Consider the following 25979-nt stretch of genomic DNA (forward strand, 5'->3'; position numbering starts at 1 on the left):
TATTACCAGCTCGCTTTCTTAACACCTGGTATTAATCCTTGGTTTGCCATCTGACGAAACATCACACGTGATAATCCGAACTGACGCATATAACCTTTAGGACGACCAGTAAGTTTGCAACGATTGTGCTGACGTATAGGTGAAGCGTTCTTTGGCAATTTCTGCAGTCCTTCGTAATCTCCAGCTTCTTTTAAAGCCTTACGTTTTTCAGCATATTTTGCAACTGTTTTAGCACGCTTTACCTCACGGGCTTTCATTGATTCTTTAGCCATATCTTAATTCTTTTTAAAAGGTAAACCTAATTCTGCAAGTAATGATTTTGCTTCCTTATCAGTTTGAGCAGAAGTTTGAAAAGTGATGTTCATACCATCAATCTTCTTTATTCTATCAATATTGATCTCAGGAAAGATAATTTGCTCAGTAACTCCCATGCTGTAGTTACCACGACCATCAAAACCTGTAGCATTGATTCCGTTAAAGTCACGTACACGCGGTAATGCAGATGTTACAAGTCTATCTAAAAACTCATACATACGCTCTCCACGTAAAGTAACTTTAGCGCCAATAGGCATTCCTTTACGTAATTTAAATGTCGCAACATCCTTCTTAGACATTGTCGAGATAGCTCTTTGTCCTGTGATAAGCGTAAGCTCTTCAACAGCGTTTTCTACAAGCTTCTTATCTGCAACCGCAGCTCCAACACCACGAGATACTACAATCTTATTAAGACGCGGTACCTGCATAATATTTTTGTAACCAAACTCTTCTTGAAGGGCTGGCGTTACGCGGTCTTTAAACTCTTGTTTTAGTCTTGGTACGTATCCCATCACTATAATATTTCGTTGTTAGACTTTGCAAAGCGTACCTTCTTATCTCCTTCCATGCGGTAACCTACTCTTGTAGTCTTACCATCCTTATCCATCAAAGATAAGTTAGAAATTTGAAGTGGCGCTTCTTTTTCTTTAATTCCACCTTGAGGATTTGCGGCACTTGGCTTTTCATGCTTCTTCACCATGTTCACACCCTCAACGATTGCTTTGTTCTTCTCGATAAATACTTTAACGACTTTACCTTCTGATCCTTTGTGATCTCCAGCAATAACCTTTACAGTATCTCCCGTTTTTATTTTAAGCTTTGTCATCTTATTGTCTGTATTAAAGCACCTCTGGTGCTAATGATACAATCTTCATAAACTGTTTGTCACGAAGCTCTCTTGCTACTGGTCCAAATACACGAGTTCCGCGCATTTCACCTTGAGCAGTTAAAAGAACACAAGCATTATCATCAAAACGGATGTATGATCCATCTGGACGACGTACTTCTTTCTTAGTACGCACAACTACTGCTGTAGATACGGCTCCTTTTTTAATTTGACCGTTCGGTGTAGCATCTTTTACAGAAACTACAATCTTATCTCCTACAGAAGCATATCTTCTCTTAGTACCTCCTAATACACGGATAGTCAAAACTTCTTTTGCTCCAGTATTATCTGCTACTTTTAATCTTGATTCTTGCTGTAACATTACTTCGCTCTTTCAATGATTTCTACTAGTCTCCAAGTCTTTGATTTACTCATAGGACGTGTTTCCATTATCCTAACTGTATCTCCTTCGTTGCAGTCGTTTGTTTCGTCGTGTGCTACGTACTTCTTCGTTTTTAAAACGAATTTACCATACATAGGGTGCTTTACTTTTTTAACCTCGGCAACAACGATAGACTTTTGCATCTTGTTACTAGTTACTACACCGACACGCTCTTTTCTTAAATTTCTTTTTTCCATCTTAAGCAGCGTTATTGTTCTCTTTTAGTTAATTCAGTTGCGATTCTAGCGACTGTACGTCTCATAGAACGCAGTTGAATAGGATTGTCAAGCGGAGAGATAGCATGTGCCATCTTAAGATCCATATAAGATCTTTTTGCCTTTCCAAGCTCCTCTTGCAATTCTGCTACAGATAATCCTTTTACCTCTGATTGTTTCATAGTACTATAATTTATTCAGCTGAAAAATCTCTAGCTACGACATACTTAGTTCTTACTGGAAGTTTTTGAGCTGCAAGACGTAAAGCCTCTTTTGCTACTGGTTCTGGAACCCCTCCTAATTCGAACATTATGCGTCCTGGTTTTACAACTGCTGCCCAATATTCTACAGCACCTTTACCTTTACCCATACGTACCTCTAAAGGCTTCTTTGTAATAGGCTTATCTGGGAAGATCTTAATCCAAAGAGTTCCCTCTCTTTTCATGTAACGTGTTGCTGCTATACGAGCTGCTTCTATTTGTCTCGCAGTTACAAAAGATGAATCGAGTGACTTTATACCGAACTGACCGTTAGAAAGCAAATGCCCTCTATTAGCTAGTCCTTTCATACGACCCTTCTGCTGCTTGCGGAATTTTGTTTTTCTAGGCTGTAACATTTTTTACTGTCTTTTTAAAAATTACTTTCTACGACGTGGTCCACGGTTGTCCTTACGACCTCCACCACCTTTTCCAGACTTGCTATTCTGCAGTCCTACTAAAGGAGAAAGTTCTCTCTTGCCATATACTTCACCTTTCATGATCCACACTTTAATACCCAATCTACCATAAGTAGTATGAGCTTCAACTAAAGCGTAATCTATGTCGGCTCTAAAAGTAGATAAAGGAATACGTCCATCCTTGTAAGACTCTGAACGTGCCATTTCAGCACCATTCAAACGTCCAGAAATCTGAATTTTAATACCCTCAGCATTCATACGCATCGCTGCTGCGATTGCCATTTTTATTGCACGACGGAAAGAAATTCTTCCTTCAATCTGACGAGCAACACTTTGACCTACCAGAAATGCATCAAGCTCTGGACGTTTAATCTCGTGAATATTAATTTGTACTTCTTTACCTGTGAGTTTCTTAAGCTCCTCTTTCAACTTGTCTACTTCCTGACCACCTTTCCCAATAATAATACCAGGTCTTGCAGTAGTAATAGTAACGGTTACAAGTTTAAGCGTACGCTCAATTATAACTCTAGACACACTAGCTTTACTTAAACGAGCGTGAATGTAACGTCTAATCTTATCGTCTTCGGCAAGTTTATCACCGTAGTCATTACCTCCGTACCAGTTAGATTCCCATCCTCTGATTATTCCAAGGCGATTTCCGATTGGATTTGTCTTCTGTCCCATCTAATTAATTGCTTTGTGTGTTATCTTTTGCTCCAAGAATCACAGTTACGTGATTAGAACGTTTTCTTATTCTGTGCGCGCGACCTTGTGGTGCCGGACGTAGTCTTTTCAACATTGTTCCAGAATCCACTTTAATCTCTTTAATAAAAAGATTAGCATCTTCGATACTAGCATCTTCATTCTTTGCTTCCCAGTTTGCAACTGCAGAAAGAACAAGTTTTTCAACTTTACGTGACGCTTCTTTATTACTAAATTTCAACAACTGAAGTGCTCTTTCCACTTGCGTACCTCGTACCATATCTGCTACAAGACGCATTTTACGTGGAGAGGTAGGGCAGTTATTCAATTTCGCGAAAGCGATAGACTTATTAGCCTCTTTGCGACGATTAGCCGCTTCTTTTTTACGAACTCCCATCTCCTGTTATCTTTTACCTTTATTTTTCTTATCAGCTCCGTGCCCTCTGTATGAGCGCGTAGGTGAAAATTCTCCTAGCTTATGCCCTACCATGTTCTCAGTAACATATACTGGTACGAACTGGCGACCATTATGTACTGCAATTGTTTGCCCCACAAAATCTGGAGTAATCATAGAAGCTCTAGACCAAGTCTTAATGACAGTCTTTTTATTGCCTTCTACATTTGCAGCAACTTTCTTTTCTAACTTATAGTGAACGTAAGGTCCTTTTTTTAATGAACGTGCCATATCTAATTATTTCTTTCTACGTTCTACAATATACTTATTACTCGACTTCGTCTTAGAACGCGTTCTGTAACCTTTAGCAGGTACACCATTACGGTTTCTTGGGTGACCTCCAGAAGACTTACCTTCACCACCTCCCATTGGGTGATCAACAGGGTTCATAACAACTGGACGTACACGTGGACGACGACCTAACCAACGACTTCTACCAGCTTTACCAGAAACTAATAACTGGTGATCACTATTAGATACAGCACCTATTGTTGCCATACACGTTGATAAGATCAATCTTGTTTCTCCAGAAGGAAGTTTTACCGTAGCAAACTTACCATCACGAGCCATTAACTGAGCAAAAGAACCTGCCGAACGCGCCATAACAGCACCCTGACCTGGACGTAGCTCAATACAAGATATTATAGTTCCTAAAGGAATAGCCGAAAGTGGCATAGCATTACCAATCTCAGGAGCCACACTTGCACCAGAAACTAAGTTCTGACCAACTTGTAAACCATTCTGAGCGATAATATAACGCTTCTCACCATCTTGATAATCAAGAAGAGCGATAAACGCTGTTCTATTTGGATCATACTGGATTGATGCAACAGTTGCAGGAACTCCTTCTTTGTTACGTTTAAAATCGATAATACGGTAACGTTTTTTATGACCTCCACCTACTTGGCGAATAGTCATCTTACCAGTATTATTTCTACCTCCTGAGCGTTTTTTCGGAGCCAATAGGCTTTTTTCCGGCTTATCAGTTGTAATCTGGTCGAAACCATTTACAACTCTAAATCGCTGCCCTGGAGTGATAGGTTTTAATTTTCTTACTGACATTTTGTTGTCTTAAATGTTGTTATAAAAATCTATTGTATCACCTTCCGCCAGCTGTACAATTGCCTTTTTAATTGCATTTGTTTTACCAGTAAGAACACCAGACTTCGTATGACGAGACTTGCGATCCGGGCGGACATTCATTGTGCGAACTTTTTCAACTGAAACACCATAAGCAGCTTCTACCGCTTTCTTAATTTCAACCTTATTTGTTCTCATACTAACCTCAAAAGTAAAGCGATTTAATTCCTCACTATCTTTTGTTGCTTTTTCTGTAATAACAGGCTTTATTAAAATACTCATCGTGTCTTATTTTGCTAAATTTGCTTCAACACCTTCTAAAGAGCCTTCTAAGAATACAACATTGTTTGCATTCATTATTCCGTAAGTGCTTAATTCTGAGCTTTTTACGACTTTAGCTGACTTTAAATTGCGCGACGACAAATATACGTTATTATTTGACTCTCCCAACACTATAAGCGACTTTTTATTCTCTAACCCTAAGGCTTTCAAAACATTCACAAAATCTTTAGTTTTTGGAGCGTCAAAATTGAAGTCTTCTATTACAGTGATTGCGTTATCGTTAGCCTTAATTGTAAGTGCAGAACGACGTGCAAGTCTCTTTAATCCTTTGTTTAATTTGAAAGAGTAATTTCTAGGTCTTGGTCCGAACATACGTCCTCCACCTCTAAATACACCAGACTTGATACTACCCGCACGAGCTGTACCAGTTCCTTTTTGCTTTTTGATTTTACGAGTAGATCCCGCAATCTCAGCTCTTTCTTTAGATTTGTGCGTTCCTTGACGTTGGTTAGCAAGATATTGCTTCACATCAAGATACACAGCGTGCTTATTAGGCTCAATTCCAAAAACAGCATCAGAAAGGTCTGCCTTTCTCCCTGTTTCTTTTCCTTTAATATCTACAACTGTTACCTTCATTACTTCTGAATGATTACATAAGCATTTTTATGACCAGGAACACATCCCTTCACTACAAGTAGATTCTTCTCAGCAACTACTTTTAATACTTTAAGATTTTGAACTTTAATTTTGTCACCACCCATACGACCTGCCATACGCATTCCTTTGAATACACGTGCAGGGTAAGATGCTGCTCCAATTGAACCAGGAGCTCTTAGACGGTTATGCTGACCGTGAGTCGCTTGACCTACACCGGCAAAACCGTGACGCTTTACAACACCCTGAAAACCTTTACCCTTTGAAGTTCCCGATACATCGACAAATTCTCCTTCAGCAAAATGATCTACAGTAATTGCATCTCCTAATTTAAACTCTCCTTCAAATCCTTGGAACTCGACAACTTTACGCTTAGCAACAGTTCCTGCTTTTTTGGCGTGGCCAGCAGCAGCTTTGTTTGCCTTCTTAGCGTCATCGAAACCAAGTTGAAGGGCTTCATACCCGTCAGCTTCTTTGGTTCTGACTTGGGTGATAACGCAGGGACCTGCTTCAATAACGGTACAAGGAATATTCTTTCCGTTCTCGTCAAAGATGCTAGTCATACCTACTTTCTTTCCGATTAACCCAGACATAATTATAAATATTTGTTATTAAAAATTCTATTCTAAAAAAAACAAGGCCGAACACGTTCGACCTTGAATGTGTGTTATCCGTTTTTCCCTCGCTCGCAGCTCAGGACAAGTTAGTGCGGTTACTAATTACGCTTTCGCGAAAGCGTAAAAACCTATCACACTTTTATCTCTACCTCTACTCCAGATGGTAATTCCAACTTCATTAAAGCATCAATAGTCTTTGATGAAGAAGAATAAATATCAAGTAAACGCTTGTAAGAGCTAAGCTCAAACTGCTCACGAGATTTTTTGTTTACGTGTGGAGAACGTAATACAGTAAAGATTTTTTTATGTGTTGGAAGAGGAATCGGCCCTGTCACTACAGCTCCTGTTGTCTTCACAGTCTTAACAATCTTCTCAGCACTTTTATCTACTAAGTTGTGATCGTAAGATTTTAGTTTAATTCTAATTTTTTGACTCATTTCCTTAGTAATTAATCGTTTGTACCTTTAGATGCTGCGATAACTTCTGCCGCAATATTTGCTGGTGTTTCCTCATAGTGAGAAAATTCCATAGTAGAAGTTGCACGTCCAGATGATAGCGTACGTAATGTAGTTACATAACCAAACATCTCAGAAAGTGGCACTGTTGCCTTAATAGTCTTTGCACCAGCACGGTCACCCATACTTGCCATTTGACCACGACGACGGTTCAAATCTCCTACGATATCACCCATATTCTCCTCTGGTGTAATCACCTCAAGTTTCATAATAGGCTCCATTATAACAGCTTTGGCAGCTTTAGCAGAGTTTTTAAATCCAAGTTTAGCAGCAAGTTCAAAAGAAAGTTGATCCGAATCCACATCGTGGTACGACCCATCCTTCAATGTTACTTTAATAGCATCTACTTCGTAACCAGCAAGAGGTCCATTCTGCATTGCCATTTTGAATCCTTTCTCGATAGAAGGTATAAATTCCTTAGGAACGTTACCACCTTTAATAACAGATTCAAATTGCAATCCAACAACACCTTCGTCTGCTGGCTCAATTGTAAATACAATATCTGCAAATTTACCACGTCCACCAGATTGCTTTTTATAAGTCTCTCTGTGATCTGCTGCACGAGTAATAGCCTCTTTATACTCAACCTGAGGTTGACCTTGGCTTACCTCTACTTTAAATTCTCTCTTAAGACGATCTACAATTACATCTAAGTGAAGCTCACCCATTCCTGATATAATTGTTTGACCTGAAGCCTCATCAGAACGCACTGTAAATGTTGGATCTTCTTCAGCAAGTTTTGCTAATCCCATTCCAAGCTTATCTACATCTGCCTTCGTCTTTGGCTCTACCGCGATACCAATTACTGGATCAGGGAAGTCCATAGACTCAAGTACTATTGGATGTTCTTGGTCTGATAGAGTATCACCAGTCTTTATAGACTTAAACCCTACAGCAGCACCAATATCTCCAGCCTCAATATAATCGATTGCATTTTGCTTATTAGCATGCATTTGATATATACGAGAGATACGTTCTTTCTTACCTGAACGGTTATTCAAAACATAAGATCCAGCATCTAAACGACCTGAGTACGCTCTAAAAAATGCAAGACGCCCTACAAAAGGGTCTGTTGCAATTTTAAATGCAAGCGCAGCAAAAGGCTCTTTTACATCTGGCTTACGTAATTCTTCTTTCTCTGTGTTTGGATTAACACCCACGATACCTTCCTTATCCATTGGAGAAGGTAAGTAACGACATACTGCATCAAGAAGGAATTGAACACCCTTGTTCTTAAATGCAGATCCACAGATCATAGGAATGATAGACATATCCATTACAGCAGCACGAAGAGCAGCATGCACTTCATCTTCTGTAATTGAATCCTCATCTTCCATGTATTTTTCTAGCAAGTCCTCGTCATACGCAGCAACTTCTTCAATAAGTTTACCACGAAGCATTCTTGCTTCTTCTTTAAGGTTATCTGGAATATCAACGACATCAAATGTTGCTCCCATTCCTTCCTCATGCCATACAATAGCACGATTCTTAACAAGATCTACGATACCTTTAAAATCTTCCTCGTCACCAATGTTAAGAACGATAGGCACAGCATTTGAACCTAACATTTCTTTAACCTGCGTACAAACCTCTAAGAAGTTTGAACCTTGACGATCCATTTTATTTACAAATCCAATACGTGGAACTTTATAATTATCTGCAAGTCTCCAGTTAGTTTCTGATTGTGGCTCAACACCATCAACAGCACTAAACAAGAATACTAAACCATCAAGCACACGCAAAGAACGATTTACCTCAACAGTAAAATCAACGTGACCAGGAGTATCAATAATATTAAAATGATAATCCTTAGTATCAGGAAGTGTTTGTGCGTTCTCCATTGGGAACTTCCAAGTACAAGTAGTAGCAGCAGAGGTAATTGTAATACCACGCTCCTGCTCTTGCTCCATCCAGTCCATTGTTGCAGCACCATCGTGTACTTCACCAATTTTGTGACTTACACCTGTATAATAAAGGATACGCTCTGTTGTCGTAGTTTTTCCAGCGTCAATGTGAGCTGCAATACCAATATTTCTAGTAAATTTTAAGTCTCTTGCCATTTCTTAGAATCTAAAGTGTGAGAATGCTTTGTTTGCTTCTGCCATTTTATGTGTATCAACACGCTTCTTTACAGCAGCCCCTTCCTCCTTTGCAGCAGCAAGAATTTCTGCCGCAAGTTTTGCAGCCATTGACTTCTCATTTCTCTTACGAGAAAAGCTAATTAACCACTTCATTGCCGTAGAGATCTTACGATCTGGGCGAATTTGGTTTGGGATCTGGTATGTTGCCCCTCCTACACGACGACTACGCACTTCTACGTGAGGCATCACATTAGACAAAGCATCTTTCCACAATTCAAGAGCTGTTTTCTCTTCATTTGTGTTTTTTTCTTCTACGATATCAATTGCATCATAAAAAACTTTGAATGCAGTAGACTTCTTACCACTCCACATCATCATGTTAACGAAACGAGTCACTAACTGATCGTTAAATTTTGGATCTGGAAGAATTGGTCTCTTCTTGGCCTGTTTTTTTCTCATTACTTCTTCTTAAAGTGTTGTTGATTTACTTCTTAGGGCGTTTTGCACCATACTTAGATCTCGATTGCGTTCTTCCTGCAACACCAGCGGTGTCTAAGGCTCCACGTACAATGTGATATCTAACTCCTGGCAAATCCTTTACCCTTCCACCTCTTACCAATACTATCGAGTGCTCTTGTAAATTGTGTCCTTCACCACCGATGTATGCATTCACCTCTTTACCATTTGTTAAACGAACACGCGCAACTTTACGCATAGCCGAGTTTGGTTTTTTAGGTGTAGTCGTGTAAACACGAGTACATACGCCACGTCGTTGTGGGCACGATTCAAGGGCAGCAGATTTACTCTTCTTGGTAATCTTGGTTCTTCCTTTACGTACTAATTGTGAAATTGTTGGCATAATTTCTTTCTACCTAATTATTAATTTTCTTAATCTACCCAATTTTAGGGTTTGCAAAAGTAAGAATATTTTACTTAACATCAAACCTACTTTGATTAAAATTCAGAAAAAGTTCTGAATACCAAAAAACTAACATACTTTCGCTACATTAAAACCGTTTAAAAATCAAGACAAACAAATCTACTTGAAATTAATATACCTATTTATTATTGCATCTCTATTTGGACAGCATATGTCTGCACAAAAAAATGAAGCAGGGATACAATTACAAGTAATTACTGAGCTCGCATCAGAATCAAACATTCTATCCGACCTGAAATACAAAACTATATTTAAGGACAAACTATCTGCTTCACAAGAACTTCAGCATCTAAGCAACCAGTTAAAGGAATTAGGATACCTAGACAACACTTATAACCTAACTACTACAAACGACTCATTATATCTAGCTGTCTTCCATCTCAACACCCACTACCCTTTCTTACATCTAAAAATTGACCAAAAAGAAGTACTACAGCAGTATATCACCCAGACTGGATACAAAATCACTGAAGACAGCATAAAGATAGAGACCGCTTTCGCGAAAGCGTACCTTAAACGATTAAGTTCAATAGCTTCAAATAATGGATACCCTTTTGCTACCTTTCAAATAAAAAACATCACCAAAACAGATCAACACCACCTCAACGGAAATCTCATTCTTGAGTTAAAGAAAAACAGAACCATTGACAAAATAAAAATTGAAGGGTACACCAACATACCTAAGAGTTTCATTAAACATAGCATCAAATTAAAGGAAGGAGATCTTTTCAACCGCGACAAACTCAACGAGCAGAATTTGAAAATCGCATCCATCCCTTTTGTAAGTCAAACAAAAGCCCCGCAAGTTCTTTTCACACCTGATAGCACAACAGTCTATCTATATTTAGAACGCAAAAACCAGAACAAATTTGATGGCTTTTTGGGATTCACAAACCAAGAAGACAATTCTATAGAGCTGAATGGATATCTAGATCTATTGCTTACGAATAACTTTAACTACGGCGAAACTTTCATTTTAAATTACAAAGCAGACGGAAGAGACCAATCACAATTACACCTAAAAACAAAACTCCCCTATATTCTCAAGACTCCGTTAGGTATTGAGGCATCCCTGAACCTCTTTAGAAAAGACAGCACATTTTCTACAACACAGCAGTCTTTAGACCTAGTCTATCAACTAAACTTAAAAAACCAACTCACAATAGGACTGATATCTGAACAATCAGAAAACCTAGTTGAGAATACCACTACCACAACAAATCTTAAAGATTATAACTTCAAAAGATTTACTGCTTCATTTACCCACCAAAAACTATCGTCAGATACATTTTTCCCAACAAAAAGGCGCCTTCACATTAGAGCTTCATTTGGAAATAGAGTAGTTACAGAAAACGTTGACAGACAAATATCCTTTACTGGAATACTAGAAAATGAATTTACATTAAATGACAAACACTCAATATTTGCAAAAAACACCACGCAATTTTTGATATCAGATCAATTTTTAACAAATGAACTCTACCGCTTTGGTGGTATATTAACTTTGAGAGGATTTGAAGAAAATAGTCTGCTCGCAAACTTTTACAACACTCTAAATACGGAATATCGATATAAACTCAACAAAAGCATTTACGTAAACTCAATTTTAGACCTAGGATACCTTGAAAATAACATAGAGAAATCAAAACAAAAACTCTACAGTTTTGGCTTAGGGACTGGGATTCAGACGAAAGCAGGAATATTAAAATTAAACATTGCAAATGGCACATTTGAAAATCAGACCTTTACGTTTTCAGACACTAAACTTCATGTAATTCTTGAGGTGAATTTTTAAAAAAAGCCCAAAAATCAGCTGCCATTTATGCAAATCAGTATTCTAATCAAAACCTCAAAAGTTAAATTTGACAAGGGGTTATCACAAAAAAAAGTTAACGATAAGTTAAAGTTAAATTATCCTAATTTTTTTAACACTTATAGCTATGAATCAAATAACCATATTGTAGATTTTTGCTAGAAATAAACAAATTTTTTTATGAAAACACTTTTACAAAAAGTACTTGTTCTATGTACTATTTTAAGTGCCTCAGCCCTCTTCGCACAGGGTCGTATCATTACAGGTACGGTAACTGAGGCTAATGGACCACTTCCAGGTGCGACTGTGGTAATTAAAGGTACCTCTACAGGTACTCAAACTGATTTTGACGGAAACTTTTCTATTGAGGCGGCATCAAGTGATGTTCTTTCTTTTAGTTACGTTGGATTCAAAACTTTAGATATTCAAGTTGGTAATCAAAACTCAATCAACGCTACCCTTGAAGCCGACAACTCTCTAGCAGAGGTTGTTATTACTGGTTACGGAAGTCGTTCTAGAGATTTATCTACGGCAGCTACAACAACAGTAAGTGCTGGATCAATTGAAGATTTTGTGCCATCTACGAGTGTAGATAACATACTTCAAGGTAAGGCTGCCGGAGTACAGGTAACTGCTGCAAATGGACAACCAGGTCAAACTGCCTTTGTTCAGATTCGTGGTATAGGCTCTATAAACGCTGCAACCACTCCACTGTATGTTATTGATGGAGCGCCAATTGAGGCTGATTTTGTAAATAACATTAACCCTAACGATATTGAAACTTTAACTATACTTAAAGATGCCGCTACAGTATCTAAATATGGTTCTAGAGGTGCCAATGGAGTTGTTTTAATAACAACAAAAAGAGGTAGAAGTAAAGACGCTAAGTTTGTATTTAGATCTTCTATTGGAACTAGTGAAAGAATTGCAGATCCATTTGATTTAATGAATGCATCTCAAAAGTTAGAACTTGAGAGACAATATGCTGCACTAGGTGTGCCTCAGGCTCAAGGACTTCCAGGAGCAACATCATCGCCTGAAGAATTAGCTAGATTAATTGGAAATGACACCAATTGGGAAGACGCACTTTTAAGAAAGGGTTATATCCAATCTAACTCTCTTGCTATATCTGGAGCTGATGAGAAAATTAACTATTTCTTATCTCTTGGTTACGATAAAAATACTGGTATCATCGATCGTATTGATGGTTTTGAGAGAATCTCTGCACGTTTGAATACTACTTATGAGGCTAGAGATTGGCTGACAGTGGGAACTAACATTTCTGCTTCTAGAAGCACTACTGACTTGCCAAGGGACCGAAATAATGTTCAGAATCCGTTCAGATTTTTATATGACGCAAATCCTTATGAAACTTTATTCTTAAGAGATGCAAATAATGAGATAGTAACAAATGCAGATGGTAAACCTCAATTCAACCCTACAACTTCAGGGTTTCCTGTAGCACAAGCACTACAGACCGAACCTGAAACTAACACAAATTTTTTACTGATAGGAAATATTTTTGCCGATGTAAAGTTTTCTGATAAATTTTCAAACAGATTTGCAGTAGGTACAACTACCAACAGAGGTAGAACAGTAGCTAGATCTATTGCTGGCGGAACGCTAGACCCTATTGTAGGTGATTCAAATTTTCCTGGTACTCAAAGAGAATCTATGAATGTAGACTTCCAATATAATGTGAGTAATGTTTTTGGATACAGAGACACGTTTGGAGAAAAGCATAACATAAGCGCAGATGTACTTTTAGAATACAATGAAAGAATCTTTACTCGTACAAACGTAGCAGGTAGAGGATTTCCAACATCTGACATACCTTTCTTAGATGTAGCCGCTGATTTCAGTAACGGTGGATCGACTGAGGTTCGCAATAGCTTATTCTCGCAAGGACTATTTGTAGATTATGATTATGACGGTAAATACCTTGTTTCTGCTTCGGTAAGAAATGATGCATCATCACGTTTTGGTCCTGAAAATCAAAATGCGATTTTCTACAGTGGAAGTGCAGCATGGAATATTTCTAGAGAGGATTTTATGGAAGGAAGTATTTTCAACGATCTTAAGCTTAGAGCCTCTTATGGTAGTTCAGGTAACCAAAATATAGGTAACAACCAATTTGTTAACCTTATTGGTTTTGGAACGTACAATGGAAACAGCTCTGCAGTACCAGGAGGTATAGCAAACCCAGATATTAAGTGGGAACAACAATTTCTTGCAGATGTAGGTGTTGAATTCGGTTTATTCAACAACCGTATAAGTGGTGTTGTAGATTACTACGTAAAGACTTCTGAAGACCTTCTTTTAAACAGACCTATTTCAGGACTTGTAGGAGATGGTAACAATGGAATTTTATCTAACATTGGTAAAATTGAAAACTCTGGATTAGAAGTTGCCTTAAATGTTGACGCCATCAAAACAGAAGATTGGAGAGTATCACTAGGAGGAAATATTGCCTTCCTTGATAATGAAGTTAAAGAACTTGTAGATGGTGAAGACATCAACAATGGAAATACAATTTTACGTGTAGGTGAAGAAATCAACACTTTCTTTTTAGTTGAATATGCTGGAGTTAATCCAGGTAACGGTGAACCACTATATTTAACAGCAGATGGTGATGTAACAAACCAATATAGTGCTGACTTTGCTAAAGCTCTAGAAGGTAAATCCCCGCTTGCAAACATAGAAGGTGGTTTTTACGGAAATGTTCGTTACAAAGGCTTTGGTCTTCGTGGAGATTTTGTTTTCAAAGCTGGAAACTACATCCAAAACTTCCAAAGATCTGCGGGTGTAAATATTGGCAATATTGATTCTAACCAAAGACTTGAAGCATTCAACTACTGGCAACAACCAGGAGATCAAAATGTTCTACCTAACCCACTTTATGAAGCAACAGCAGATCAAACTTCTACAAGATTTTTGGAAAAAGGGGATTATGTGAGACTAAGAACGTTAACTCTTTCTTATGACATTCCAAGTCAACTTCTTGATAAAACTGGCCTTTCGTCAGTAAGAATTTATGGTACTGGACAAAACTTATTAACATTTACTGACTATGAAGGAGATCCTGAAATTGGAATTGGTTCTGGTGAAACTAGCGCGCCTGGTAATGCTGGATTTGTAGCTGGACAGTTCTCTCTTTTTAGCTACCCACAAACTAAGTCACTTACATTTGGTGTTGACATCGGATTTTAAAATAAAATAGAATATGAAAACAATAAAAACTTTAATTACGCTTTTCATCATGACCGTAGGACTTACGTCTTGTGATGATGAATTGGACATCGCGCCTTTTGTTCAAGGGGACGCAGACACTTTCTATAATAGTGTGAACAACTTTGAGATTGCCCTTAATGGAATGTATAGTTCATTCTTTGGATACTATTCAAATGGATCTGGAGTTCAAGGACTTCCAGACATTCTTTCGGATAACGCAATTATAGCAAGAACAGGAAGGGGATCAAATCAAGTGTATTCTGACTTCACTTACGGAGCAAATAATGGTGGGTACATCACAAACGTTTTCAACGGTGCATATACTACTATTCGTAGAGCAAACTTGATGATATCTCAGATTGATAATATTGATGGAGAGGCTGAAAGAGACAATATTCTTGGACAAGCCCTTGCAGGTAGAGCTTTCGCTCACTTAGACCTAGTACGTACATATGGAAAAATACCTACTCAGAGTGCAGATGCAAATGCATCACTTGGTATTACTTACATAAAAGAACCTGTAGATGCTTTAAGTCAATTATCTAGAGAAACGGTGGCTAGTAACTATGAAAACATAATTACAGACCTTACTGATGCACTAGCACTTATTGACGAGACTACTCTTGCTAGTGAAGACAAAGTAGAAGGAGTTTTTAATAAAAACTCTGTAAGAGGTATGTTAAGTAGAGCATATTTATACACTGGCGATTACCAAGCAGTTATTGATATTGTTGATGAAATTACAGCTCCTCTAGCTACTAGAACTGAACTACCAGGTGTTTACACTGACTCAAATGATGCAGGACTTCTTGTAGAATTTGCTGTAAACACAGCTTCTGAAAGTGGTTTTAACAACGTTGGTGTAATTTATAGTCAAACGATTAGTGGTTCAACAGTTTCAGAATTTGCTGTTGATTTTGGACTCTTTAATTCTTTACAATTTTCTGATGTTCGTACGAATATTATAACATTTGCAGCTGAAAATGAAGGGAATAATTACAACGCAATAAATAAGTTTATTGGAGAAACTGATCAAGTGAACGGTCGTGTTGATATCAAAGCTTTAAGAGTAGCAGAAGCTATTTTAAACAAAGCTGAAGCTCAATTTGAATTAGGTCTTGAAGGCGATGCTCTTGCAACTTTAGATCAATTAAGAGCACAGAGATTCTCACCATTCACCATTGGAACTGAAACTGGGCAGGACCTTGAGGATGCCATTCAAACAAATAGAAGAATTGAACTTGCTTTTGAAGGTCACCGTTTTTATGACTTAAAAAGACGTGGTGAAGCTATCGAAAGAGGAACTTTTGGAGATTTAGCAGATGGAACTGGAACTCCAAACACAACACAAACTTTAGAAGCTGGAAACTTTAGATTCCAGTTACCAATTCCTCAAGCTGAGATCAATGTAAATCCAAATTACACTCAAAACGAGGGTTACTAATCTTAAAACATTTTTATTATGAATAAATTAAAATATATCGCAGCTAGTTTACTAGTAGGATTTATGACTCTTACTTCATGTGAGGATGCAGAAATCCCTCAAGTTGATGCTGAAAACGGAAGGGCCATAGCTGGTTTCAACGGAGCAACAACTAATCGTACTGTTGTGTTTAATCCTGAAGCAGAAACAACTACTACATTTACAGTTGGAGTTTCAACATTATCTTCATCAGACAGAACAGCACAATTGTCTATCGATACAGATGCATCTACATTAGCAGAAGAATTATATTCAATAAGCACTTTGAACCCTGTTATACCAGCAGGTTCATTTACTGTAGATTTTACAGTAACTACCTTAGGTTCACCTAATCTACCTGCGGTGACAGATGTAATAGTTTTAAACTTAGAGTCTGTGGAAGGTGCTGAGATACTAAACGATAGTGAAGATAGATTAACTTTAGGTTTAGCAATAGAATGTCCTACAGTAGATCTTTCTCAAGTTGTTGGCTCTGCTGTAACATTAGAAAACCCTCTTCTTGAAGCTTTCGGTGTCCCAGCTACCTTTTCAGACCTTAGAACTGTAATAGCTGGACCAGAAGATAATCAGATTACTATTCTAGGAGGAATTTCGCAAGATGTTGGTGGAACTGATACAGTTCTCACTATTGATCTTGACACTGGATTTGTAATATCAGACCAATCAAGTGACGGCGGGGTTTCTTTCGTAAATGGAGGTACACCAATACCTACCACTAAAATTTCAGGAAGAGTCCTAACCTGTATTAATCAAATTATTATAAATGTTGATAATGATAACTTTGGACCACCATTTAATTCCTTGAGATTAAAATTACAGGTTCAACCATAATTCTCATATTATAAAACTTCTTAATCAAAATTAAGAGTTAAAAATTATAAGGCTATCTAAATATTTAGATAGCCTTTTTTTTATTCTTAGCAAATCGCTTTCGCGAAAGCAGAAAATGAAATGCATTGGCAACTCAACAACACATTAAATAGGTATTATGTATACTAGTATTAGATAGATGAGCGTAAAATTTTTAAACATCAGACATCAATTCTTAAGTCACCCCTCCATTGAATATAAGACTCAAAAAATAAAATAAACATAAAACCCAACGTTAAACAAAACTTATTAATAATTTAATAATTGTTAAATTTTGTGATTTGAAATTTCTCATTAACAGTTTATTAAGTATTAAAGTGTTAAACAATTTGATCAAAATAAGTCATTTTGTTAAGGCTCTGCCAATTTCGTTAAAAAAACACTAATTAGACTTCTTTATGACTTTATTTGAAACGGCTAATTCAAATAATTTATAAAAATGAAAACAAATTTTAGTGGAATTTTAACGCTACTACTAGCGTTTGTAGTGCAAGTTTCGTTTGCACAGTTAATAGTAACTGGAACGGTGAAAGACGACACCGGTGTACCCCTTCCAGGAGCAAATGTTCTTTTAAAAGGAACAAACACAGGCACACAAACAGATTTTGACGGTAATTACTCAATAGAAGCAGAGCAAGGACAATCGCTTGTCTTTACGTATGTAGGCTTTACAGACCAAACTATAGTAGTTGGCACTTCTACAACTATCAATGTAACGCTAGCTGCTGGAGATGCGCTAGACGAGGTGGTAATTACAGCCTTAGGTATTTCTAGAGAGAAAAAATCACTAGGATACTCAACTCAAGAAGTTTCCGGCGAAGAAATTGCGGAAACTAGAAACCCAAATGCACTTAACTCAATATCAGGAAAAGTAGCTGGTGTTCAAATTTCTAATGCTACGGGTAATTTAGGAGGATCAACACGAGTAGTAATTCGTGGTGCATCATCTATTACAGGTGAAAACAGACCTCTTATTGTTGTAGATGGTATTCCATTAGACAACACCAACTACAACTCCACTTCAACCCAGTCAGGTGGTGGCGGTAGAGATTATGGCGATGCTGGGTTTGATATCAACCCTGACGATATTGCCACTATGAATGTTCTTAAAGGAGGTCCTGCGGCAGCATTATATGGATCTAGGGCTCTCAATGGTGTAATTCTTATCACAACAAAATCAGGTAAAAAAGGAAAAGCAGAAGTTACAGTGAACTCCGGAATTACTTTTGAAACGGTAAACATTCTTCCTAAAATTCAAAAACTATACGGCGGTGGTGCTGGAGATGCTAGTACTATAGGTCAAGCAGGCTTTAATCAAGCAACCATAAACGGAACTACTTATGATGTGGTAGATTATGGCACTGATGAGTCTTGGGGACCAAAATTTGAAGGACAACAAGTTTTACACTGGGATGCATTCGACCCTGAATTTGAAGATGATTTTCTACAAACTCGCGCATGGTCTGCACCTAAAAATAATGTAGATTCATTCTGGGACACTGGTGTTTCTTACAACAATGGAGTTTCATTCTCACAAGGAACTGATAAGTCAACAATACGTTTAAGCGCAAACAACACTAGAACCGATGGTATTGTACCGAATTCTAATTTGAGAAAGAATTCAGTTAATTTTAATGCGAGCAGTCAGATATCTGATAAACTCAAGGTTGACGCTATTGTAAATTTAACAATCACAGAAGGATTTAATAGACCTGCCTCTGGATATACTGGTGCGGGTGTTGTACAACAATTATATCAATTTGGTCAAACATCACTTGATTATGACCGCTTAAAGAATTACAAACTTGAATCAGATGGATCTCAGAGACCGTGGAATAGGATATCTGCCCTTGATGGAGATCCTCGTTATTCTGATAACCCATACTGGACACTCTATGAAAACACTTCAAAGGACAAACGTACTCGCTGGTATGGTAACATAGGAGCTACGTACAATTTTACAGATAATTTATATGTAGTAGGTAAAGTGTATGCTGACACGTATGACTTTAGAATAAACGAAAGGATCGCTTTAGGATCTCAAGGAGTGAGTAGGTACAGTGAATCTGATCGTGATTTTGAGGAGATAAACTACGAAACTCGCGTGCACTTTGACAAGAAACTCCTCGATAGCAAAATAAGCCTAAATTCGTTTGCAGGTGTAAATAGAAGAGATGCCGAATTTCACAGGCTTTCCGCTACAACATCTGGAGGTCTTGTTGTTCCAGGACTATATACCATCGCTAATTCAAAAGACCCATCTATCGCGAGTGAATTTGATTCTAGAAAGCGTGTCAACAGTGTTTTTGGTTCTGCTTCTATAGGATATGACAACTTTGCCTATCTTACAATTACTGGAAGAAATGATTGGTCTTCCACTCTTTCTGCTGAAAATGCTTCATTTTTCTATCCAAGTATAAACGGTAGTTTTGTTTTCTCAAAATTCATTGAAGCAGACTGGCTTTCGTTTGGAAAAATACGTGGTGGATATGCAGAAGTAGGAAGTGATACAGATGCTTACTCTTTAATAACAACCTTTAGACCAGCAAATCAGTTTTTAGGTGATTTACCATTTAGTTTTTCAAACACTAAACTAAACCCTGATCTCCAACCAGAATTTAAAAACACATATGAAGTTGGTTTGGAAATGGCATTCTTTCAAAATAGACTTAGCTTAGATCTTACTTATTATAATGAGGAAACATCAAACTTAATAACACCTGTTCAGGTTGACCCTGGTAGTGGATTCACTTCTACATTTACTAATGGTGGGACGTTAAGAAATAGAGGTATTGAAGCTCTAGTTAATGCTACAGTAATTCAAACTGAAGATTTTTCTTGGGATACGACACTTAACTTCTCAAAGAACAATAATGAGTTACTTGAACTTATAGACGGTGTACAATCATTACAAATAGCAAGTTTCCCATTCAACTCCGTAACATTAAATGCTGTTGTAGGTGAATCTTACGGAATCATCAGAGGAACAAACTTTGTTTTTGATAATGAAGGCAATAAAGTGGTAAACTCAAATGGAAGTTTTGCTGAAACTCAAGACCAAGAAAATCTTGGGTCTATATTACCAGACTTCAATTTGGGAATTAGAAACACATTTCGTTACAAAAACCTTAGCTTAGGCTTTCTTGTTGATATACAAGAAGGTGGCAAATACAGATCATTAACTAACATATGGGGTAATTACTCTGGTATTCTTGAACAGACTGCAACAGATAATAAACGAGAAGTAGGAACCGTATTGGAAGGTGTAACTGGTACAATAACATACGATGGTAATGGTGATTATACAGTGACTGACACTGCAACTAACACACAAGTTATTTCTGCACAACAAGAAGGTACAGATTACTTCTTTGGACCAGATGCAGCAAACGTATTTGACGCAGATTATATTAAACTAAGAGAAGTGTCTCTAAGCTATAGGCTACCCACAGATTGGATTAAAAATCTAGGAGTATCCGATGTTATGCTCTCAGCGTTCGGTAGAAACTTAGGTGTTTGGGGGCTAGATAACGACAACTTTGACCCAGAGGTAGCGACTTCAGGAAGTGGAAATATTCAAGGCTCAGAAGGAGGATCACTTCCATCAACTAAAAGCTATGGATTTAACGTACAATTAAAATTCTAAAAAAATGAAAACTAAATTTTTTATAATGATGTTACTAGTTATCTCTACTGCATTTTTATCATGCACAGATGACTTAGTAGAACTAAATATCAATCCAAATGAACCTGAGATTGCACCTACTGCCAATATTTTTACTAGTGCAACTAAGGAGTTTATTGATTTTTCTAGAGATGGATTCAACGAAGGGCGATTAACATTACCTTGGATGCAGTATTGGAGTCAAACTGCCTATGCGGACGAAGACAGATTTCTTTATCGTGAAACTACCGCCGAATCAATTTACACTAATACGTATTTGACGATGAGAGATTTCAAGGCTATTTTGGATTTAAACACAAACGAAGAGACTAAAGAGACTGCGGCATTGTACGGTGATAACGATAATCAAATTGCGGCATCTAGAATTATGTTATCTTATATGTTTTACGAGTTGACTAACTTCTTCGGTAATGTTCCATATTATTCATACGGGTCAGACAATGAAACATTCCAAGCGGGACAATTAGAAGCTGGAAACTTCACCCCTGTATTTGCTGCTCAGCAAGATATCTACACTGATATCCTCAAAGAGCTTAGAGAATCCGCAGATATGATTAACGAAGATGAAATTGTTTTTACAAACGGAGACAATATATTTAATGGCGACGCATTAAAGTGGAAAAAATTTGCTAACTCACTTATTTTAAGAGTTGCGACAACTATAAAGGGTGTTGATACAGAAGCATACGAAACGGCGTTTGATACGGCTATCACTAGTGGAGTAATGACATCAAATGACGATAATGCATCTCAAGAGTATGACACAATTGATGTGAGTGCCTCTCCATTATGGACGGCATATCTAACTCGAGAAGATTTTGCTGTCGCAGCCCCATTTGTTGAACTTCTCAAAGGAGAAAGAGGAAACTTTAATCCAGATCCACGTTTATTTCAGATGGCTGTACCTATTGCGGCCAGCATAAATGAAGTAAAAGCTGGATACGTAGCAGACTTAGACACATTAGACTACGGAGATTATTTAGGTGTACCTTACGCTTTTAGAAATACGAACTTCTTAAATAGAAACACGTATTCATACCCAAGTAGTAATGTAATAAAACCAGATTATCGTGAAGTATTTATGGAGTATGCAGAAGTCGAGTTTTTAATTTCTGAGAGAAATGGTTTCGCGCAAGCAAACTATGAAAACGGTGTGACAGCAAGTATGGAAAAGTGGGGAGTTCCCGAAGAAGACATCTCGACATTTGTAGCAAACTTGCCACTAGCAAATCAAGCTAATGTATTAAATCAAAAATATATTGCTCTATATATGCAAGCACATCAAGCATACACTGAGTATAGAAGAACAGGATTTCCTAATACTTTAGTTCAAATAGATGAAACCGTTGCACTTCCTCAACAGCAAATTGATGGACTTGCTCCCGACAATAGGGTTGAGACATACGTTTTTGAAGCTGGACCAGTAGATCCCTCGGTGTCTGATATACCATTTAGGTTAAGATACCCTCAGATATTACAGAATTTAAACGGAGCAAACAGAGACGCTGCGGCAGCCAACTTGTCAAATGGTGATTTAATAATCAGTAAACTATTTTGGGACGTTAACTAAACTTTTGTAATTAATATCTAAAAAGCCACTCATCCATGAGTGGCTTTTTTTGTAACCTAACAGATTAGTTATAGTAAACAATAAAATCTCGTGAACTATAAAATGTTAAAATCATAAAGGTTTTACAATAATTTTTAATCTTTCTTAACAATATGTCATTTCAATACAACCCTCTGTTTTTGTGACTATTAAGACTATAAATATTAATAATAAGTTAACAAAACACCCTACTCAACTCATTTTCAAGCTTAATTTCGTTAAAGAAATATTAATTTTTATATATAAAATGTTATTTTAGCCACGGCTAATTCAAATAATTTATAAAAATGAAAACAAAGTTTAGTGGAATTTTAACGCTATTACTAGCGTTTGTAGTGCAAGTTTCCCTTGCACAGACAACAGTTTCCGGAACTGTTACCGAAGAAAATGGTCCTTTGCCTGGTGCAAATGTCATTATTAAAGGAACATCTACCGGTACTCAAACAGATTTTGATGGTAATTACTCGATTCAAGCAAGTCCAACAGATGTCCTTGTCTTTAGTTTTGTAGGATATACCAACAAAGAAGTTATAGTAGGAAATCGAACTTCAATCAATGTAAGTCTCGCAGCAGACAACGCATTAGATGAAGTAATTGTTACTGCACAAGGAATTAAAAGAGAAAAGAAAGCTCTAGGTTATGCAGTTACTTCAATTTCAACTGAAGAAATAGAAAACAAACCTGTAGGTGATGTTGGTAGACTTCTTCAAGGAAAGGCTCCTGGTGTGCGTATTACTTCTACTGGAGGTGTTGCAGGATCAGGAACAAACATTATTATTAGAGGTTACTCATCAATTAGTGGTAGCAACCAACCACTTTTTATTGTTGATGGAGTACCATTTTCATCTGACACTAACCAATCAGGAAGTTTCATAACAAGTTCAAATACTGCTTCAAGATTTGGAGATTTAGATCCAAACAACATTGAAAGCATGAGTGTTCTGAAGGGCTTATCTGCAACTGCGCTATATGGTGAAGAGGGTAAAAATGGTGTAATCCTGATTACTACTAAGAGTGGAGCTAATCGTAAGAATAAAACAGAAGTTACTGTTTCTTCTTCATTATTCTTTAATGAAATTAGACTTCCAGATTATCAAGATACTTACGGAGGTGGATTTTTTCAAGATTACGGACCTTTTTTCTCTAACTGGGGATCTGCTTTTACTAGCCAAGAAACAATACCTAATGCATTTCTAGGAGCTTTTCAAAATATTGATCGTTTTGAAGGTGTATTACCTTCTGAAGTTTTTCCAGGTAGAACAGATTTAGATGCATCAACAGTAGAATACAGGCCTTATGACAGTCAAGAACAATTTTTCAGAACTGGAGTAATTAGCAATACTTCTATTAACTTAGCAGGGTCGTCAATGTCAAAAGACGGGAGAGCTTCAAATTTCAGTTTGAACTATTCTCACCTCGAAGATCAATCTTTTGTACCAGGAAACACGGTTAGACGTAATAACTTTAGTTTAGGTGGTGCTGCAGAATTGAGTAACAACTTCTCTATTTCAGGTAAGTTATCATATGCAAAATTCGATAAAACTTCTCCTATGACAGACGCTTCGTTTGGTAGTGACGTTTTTGGTGCAGGAATCGCATCTATATGGAATGTACTTTACATACCACGATCTGTTGACTTATTTGGATCTCCATCATCACTTCCTGATACAGGTGAGTCTATTTGGTACCGTGCAGGTAACGACAGAACAAATCCATTATGGGTTGTTGATAATACAAGAGATAATAACACGACTAACCGTTTATTTGGTAACACAAATGTTACTTACAAATTTACAGATGATATCAGCTTAACTTACCGTTACGGTTTAGATTACTATGCCGAAGATCAATTTAGAGCTATTAACGCAGGGGCAAATGACGGTTCAAGACCTTTTGGATATTTAAGCACTATTACAAATCAAAATACTATTCATGACCACTCTGTCTTATTCAACTTAGACAAAGACATTATTGAGGATGATTTACGCTTAACTTTTACAGGTGCATTAAACCTTAGAAGAAATGAGTTTAGTCAAGTATCGGTTCAGAGTGATAGACAATTAGCAAATGCTTTTGGATTATTTAGACACAGCGTATTTGAAAATAGACTCGCTTCTAGTGGAAACTTCACATCTGAACTAAATAACAACGCGGTTTACGGTAATGCTACTCTAGACTACGGTAACTGGGCATTCTTAAACCTTTCTGCTCGTAATGACTGGTCTTCTGTATTTGAAGAAGAAAACAGATCTGTATTTTCATATGGTGGAAGTATGTCTGTAGACGTAACTGGTGCTATTCCATCAATCAAAAATACATTTATTGATTATCTTAAAGTACGTGCTGGTTATGGACAAGCTCCAGGATTTGCATCACCATATAGTACTCGTCCAAACTTAGGAATCGACAGTCAAGCTTTCAATTTAGGTGGTAACAATATCGCTATCAACAGTGTACAAAACTTCCTACCTAATCCAGATTTAAGACCAGAACTTTCAAAAGAATTTGAAGTTGGTATGGAAGCTAGACTTTTCAGCAACAGATTAAGCTTTGATTTTACTTACTACAACAAGGATACTGAAGATCAAATCATTAACAGACCTTTACCTGCAGAAAGCGGATTTACATCATTTGCAGACAACTTCGGTAATGTAAACAATAAAGGTATCGAACTCGGTTTTAGAGTAATACCTGTGAAAACTGAAGACTTTGTATGGAGCGTTGATGGAAACTACAACGTTAATGAAAACATTGTAACAGACACTGATGGCCAAACAGTTCAAATCGCTGGATTTGGTAATGACTTAGGAAACTATGCAATTGAAGGTGAGGCTTTTGGTATAATACAAGGTTCAAGAGTGGCTAGAGATGAGAATGGTAACCTACTTGTTGATGACACAGGATTCTATGTAACTGATAGTAATATTGGTATAATCGCAGATCCTAATCCAGACTGGACAATGAGTCTAGTGAATGGTTTCAGTTATAAAAACTGGAATTTGACTGCTCAGATTGAATACCAACACGGTGGAGACATGTTCCTAAGAACGGTAAACACGTTAGCTGCACGTGGATTAACTACTGATACAGACTTTGACAGAACACAAACATTCATCCTTAACGGAGTTAATCAAAATACTGGACAACCTAATACAGTTCAACTTGCTCCTACAGAAGCGTACTTTGATAACTATGGTTTTGGTGCAGATGAATTTAACGTTTATGATGTTACTAATATCCGCTTAAGAGAACTTGCTATAGGATACAGCTTCCCTGCTGAACTATTAGAAAACACTCCATTTGGTTCAGTATCTCTTACAGCTCAAGGTTACAACCTTTTTGTTGAGGCAGTAAACACTCCTGAGGGCGTTAATTTCGATCCAGACGTGAACTCTGTTGGAGTTGGTAATGGATTTGGATTTGATTTCCTTACATCTTGGAATTCTAGAAGATATGGAGCAAGTGTTAAGGTAACTTTTTAAAAAAAAA

The 25979-nt window shown here is 37.3% G+C and carries 25 protein-coding genes; 7 read left to right on the forward strand and 18 right to left on the reverse strand.

All coding sequences use genetic code 11. The features are described from left to right. Positions 1-2: 2 nt before the first annotated feature. The 18 genes from rpsN to rpsL form a co-directional block, all read right to left on the reverse strand. Positions 3-272, reverse strand: coding sequence for a 30S ribosomal protein S14 (rpsN, locus tag SJY23_RS01685; protein WP_013751335.1), 270 nt, complete (start codon positions 270-272; stop codon positions 3-5). Positions 273-275: 3 nt separating this feature from the next. Continuing rightward, positions 276-827: a 50S ribosomal protein L5 gene (gene rplE, locus SJY23_RS01690; RefSeq protein WP_013751334.1), complete on the reverse strand. Its 552-nt coding sequence runs from the start codon at positions 825-827 to the stop codon at positions 276-278. A gap of 2 nt (positions 828-829) precedes the next feature. Then, positions 830-1141, reverse strand: a complete 312-nt coding sequence (gene rplX, locus SJY23_RS01695; RefSeq protein ID WP_013751333.1) for a 50S ribosomal protein L24 — start codon at positions 1139-1141, stop codon at positions 830-832. Between the two features lie 13 nt (positions 1142-1154). Further along, the gene (rplN, locus tag SJY23_RS01700) at positions 1155-1523 is read right to left on the reverse strand and encodes a 50S ribosomal protein L14 (RefSeq protein WP_035335929.1); all 369 of its coding nucleotides are present in this window, start codon (positions 1521-1523) and stop codon (positions 1155-1157) included. After that, positions 1523-1780, reverse strand: coding sequence for a 30S ribosomal protein S17 (gene rpsQ / locus SJY23_RS01705; protein WP_013751331.1), 258 nt, complete (start codon positions 1778-1780; stop codon positions 1523-1525). The genes rplN and rpsQ overlap by 1 nt, the downstream gene beginning before the upstream one ends. Before the next feature lie 11 nt (positions 1781-1791). After that, on the reverse strand, positions 1792-1980 hold the full coding sequence (gene rpmC, locus SJY23_RS01710; RefSeq protein WP_013751330.1) for a 50S ribosomal protein L29: 189 nt from the start codon (positions 1978-1980) through the stop codon (positions 1792-1794). A gap of 11 nt (positions 1981-1991) precedes the next feature. Continuing rightward, positions 1992-2414: a 50S ribosomal protein L16 gene (rplP, locus tag SJY23_RS01715; RefSeq protein WP_013751329.1), complete on the reverse strand. Its 423-nt coding sequence runs from the start codon at positions 2412-2414 to the stop codon at positions 1992-1994. Positions 2415-2435: 21 nt separating this feature from the next. After that, positions 2436-3158: a 30S ribosomal protein S3 gene (gene rpsC, locus SJY23_RS01720; RefSeq protein ID WP_013751328.1), complete on the reverse strand. Its 723-nt coding sequence runs from the start codon at positions 3156-3158 to the stop codon at positions 2436-2438. A gap of 4 nt (positions 3159-3162) precedes the next feature. Beyond that, the gene (rplV, locus tag SJY23_RS01725; protein WP_013751327.1) at positions 3163-3573 is read right to left on the reverse strand and encodes a 50S ribosomal protein L22; all 411 of its coding nucleotides are present in this window, start codon (positions 3571-3573) and stop codon (positions 3163-3165) included. Between the two features lie 6 nt (positions 3574-3579). Next, on the reverse strand, positions 3580-3861 hold the full coding sequence (rpsS, locus tag SJY23_RS01730; protein ID WP_035327551.1) for a 30S ribosomal protein S19: 282 nt from the start codon (positions 3859-3861) through the stop codon (positions 3580-3582). Positions 3862-3867: 6 nt separating this feature from the next. Next, complete coding sequence (gene rplB / locus SJY23_RS01735; RefSeq protein WP_013751325.1) at positions 3868-4692, reverse strand: 50S ribosomal protein L2; 825 nt, start codon at positions 4690-4692, stop codon at positions 3868-3870. A gap of 9 nt (positions 4693-4701) precedes the next feature. Next, positions 4702-4992: a 50S ribosomal protein L23 gene (rplW, locus tag SJY23_RS01740; RefSeq protein WP_035335927.1), complete on the reverse strand. Its 291-nt coding sequence runs from the start codon at positions 4990-4992 to the stop codon at positions 4702-4704. A gap of 6 nt (positions 4993-4998) precedes the next feature. After that, on the reverse strand, positions 4999-5628 hold the full coding sequence (gene rplD / locus SJY23_RS01745) for a 50S ribosomal protein L4 (RefSeq protein WP_035335926.1): 630 nt from the start codon (positions 5626-5628) through the stop codon (positions 4999-5001). Further along, on the reverse strand, positions 5628-6239 hold the full coding sequence (rplC, locus tag SJY23_RS01750) for a 50S ribosomal protein L3 (RefSeq protein ID WP_035335925.1): 612 nt from the start codon (positions 6237-6239) through the stop codon (positions 5628-5630). Before rplC ends, rplD begins: the two co-directional genes overlap by 1 nt. Before the next feature lie 155 nt (positions 6240-6394). Beyond that, entirely contained in the window at positions 6395-6700 is a 306-nt protein-coding gene (rpsJ, locus tag SJY23_RS01755) for a 30S ribosomal protein S10 (RefSeq protein WP_013073266.1), read from the reverse strand. An 11-nt stretch (positions 6701-6711) separates the two neighbouring features. Beyond that, entirely contained in the window at positions 6712-8838 is a 2127-nt protein-coding gene (fusA, locus tag SJY23_RS01760) for an elongation factor G (RefSeq protein WP_396597226.1), read from the reverse strand. Positions 8839-8841: 3 nt separating this feature from the next. Then, complete coding sequence (rpsG, locus tag SJY23_RS01765) at positions 8842-9318, reverse strand: 30S ribosomal protein S7 (protein ID WP_013751319.1); 477 nt, start codon at positions 9316-9318, stop codon at positions 8842-8844. A gap of 25 nt (positions 9319-9343) precedes the next feature. Beyond that, a complete protein-coding gene (gene rpsL / locus SJY23_RS01770) occupies positions 9344-9718 on the reverse strand; it encodes a 30S ribosomal protein S12 (RefSeq protein WP_013751318.1) in 375 nt (124 codons plus the stop codon). Between the two features lie 184 nt (positions 9719-9902). On the opposite strand from rpsL, the gene SJY23_RS01775 reads away from it, so the two are divergent. The 7 genes from SJY23_RS01775 (at position 9903) to SJY23_RS01805 (ending at position 25972) form a co-directional block, all read left to right on the forward strand. Next, positions 9903-11594: a POTRA domain-containing protein gene (locus SJY23_RS01775; RefSeq protein WP_396597227.1), complete on the forward strand. Its 1692-nt coding sequence runs from the start codon at positions 9903-9905 to the stop codon at positions 11592-11594. 198 nt (positions 11595-11792) lie between these two features. Next, positions 11793-14822: a SusC/RagA family TonB-linked outer membrane protein gene (locus SJY23_RS01780; RefSeq protein ID WP_396597228.1), complete on the forward strand. Its 3030-nt coding sequence runs from the start codon at positions 11793-11795 to the stop codon at positions 14820-14822. 13 nt (positions 14823-14835) lie between these two features. Further along, a complete protein-coding gene (locus SJY23_RS01785; protein ID WP_396597229.1) occupies positions 14836-16287 on the forward strand; it encodes a RagB/SusD family nutrient uptake outer membrane protein in 1452 nt (483 codons plus the stop codon). Positions 16288-16305: 18 nt separating this feature from the next. After that, the gene (locus SJY23_RS01790; protein ID WP_396597230.1) at positions 16306-17157 is read left to right on the forward strand and encodes a DUF1735 domain-containing protein; all 852 of its coding nucleotides are present in this window, start codon (positions 16306-16308) and stop codon (positions 17155-17157) included. 478 nt (positions 17158-17635) lie between these two features. Beyond that, the gene (locus SJY23_RS01795; protein ID WP_396597231.1) at positions 17636-20842 is read left to right on the forward strand and encodes a SusC/RagA family TonB-linked outer membrane protein; all 3207 of its coding nucleotides are present in this window, start codon (positions 17636-17638) and stop codon (positions 20840-20842) included. 4 nt (positions 20843-20846) lie between these two features. Next, entirely contained in the window at positions 20847-22451 is a 1605-nt protein-coding gene (locus tag SJY23_RS01800; RefSeq protein ID WP_396597232.1) for a SusD/RagB family nutrient-binding outer membrane lipoprotein, read from the forward strand. 326 nt (positions 22452-22777) lie between these two features. Further along, the gene (locus SJY23_RS01805; RefSeq protein ID WP_396597233.1) at positions 22778-25972 is read left to right on the forward strand and encodes a SusC/RagA family TonB-linked outer membrane protein; all 3195 of its coding nucleotides are present in this window, start codon (positions 22778-22780) and stop codon (positions 25970-25972) included. Positions 25973-25979 lie beyond the last annotated feature (7 nt).

The organism is Dokdonia sp. R86516, from assembly GCF_044596715.1.
Classification (GTDB): Bacteria; Bacteroidota; Bacteroidia; order Flavobacteriales; family Flavobacteriaceae; genus Dokdonia.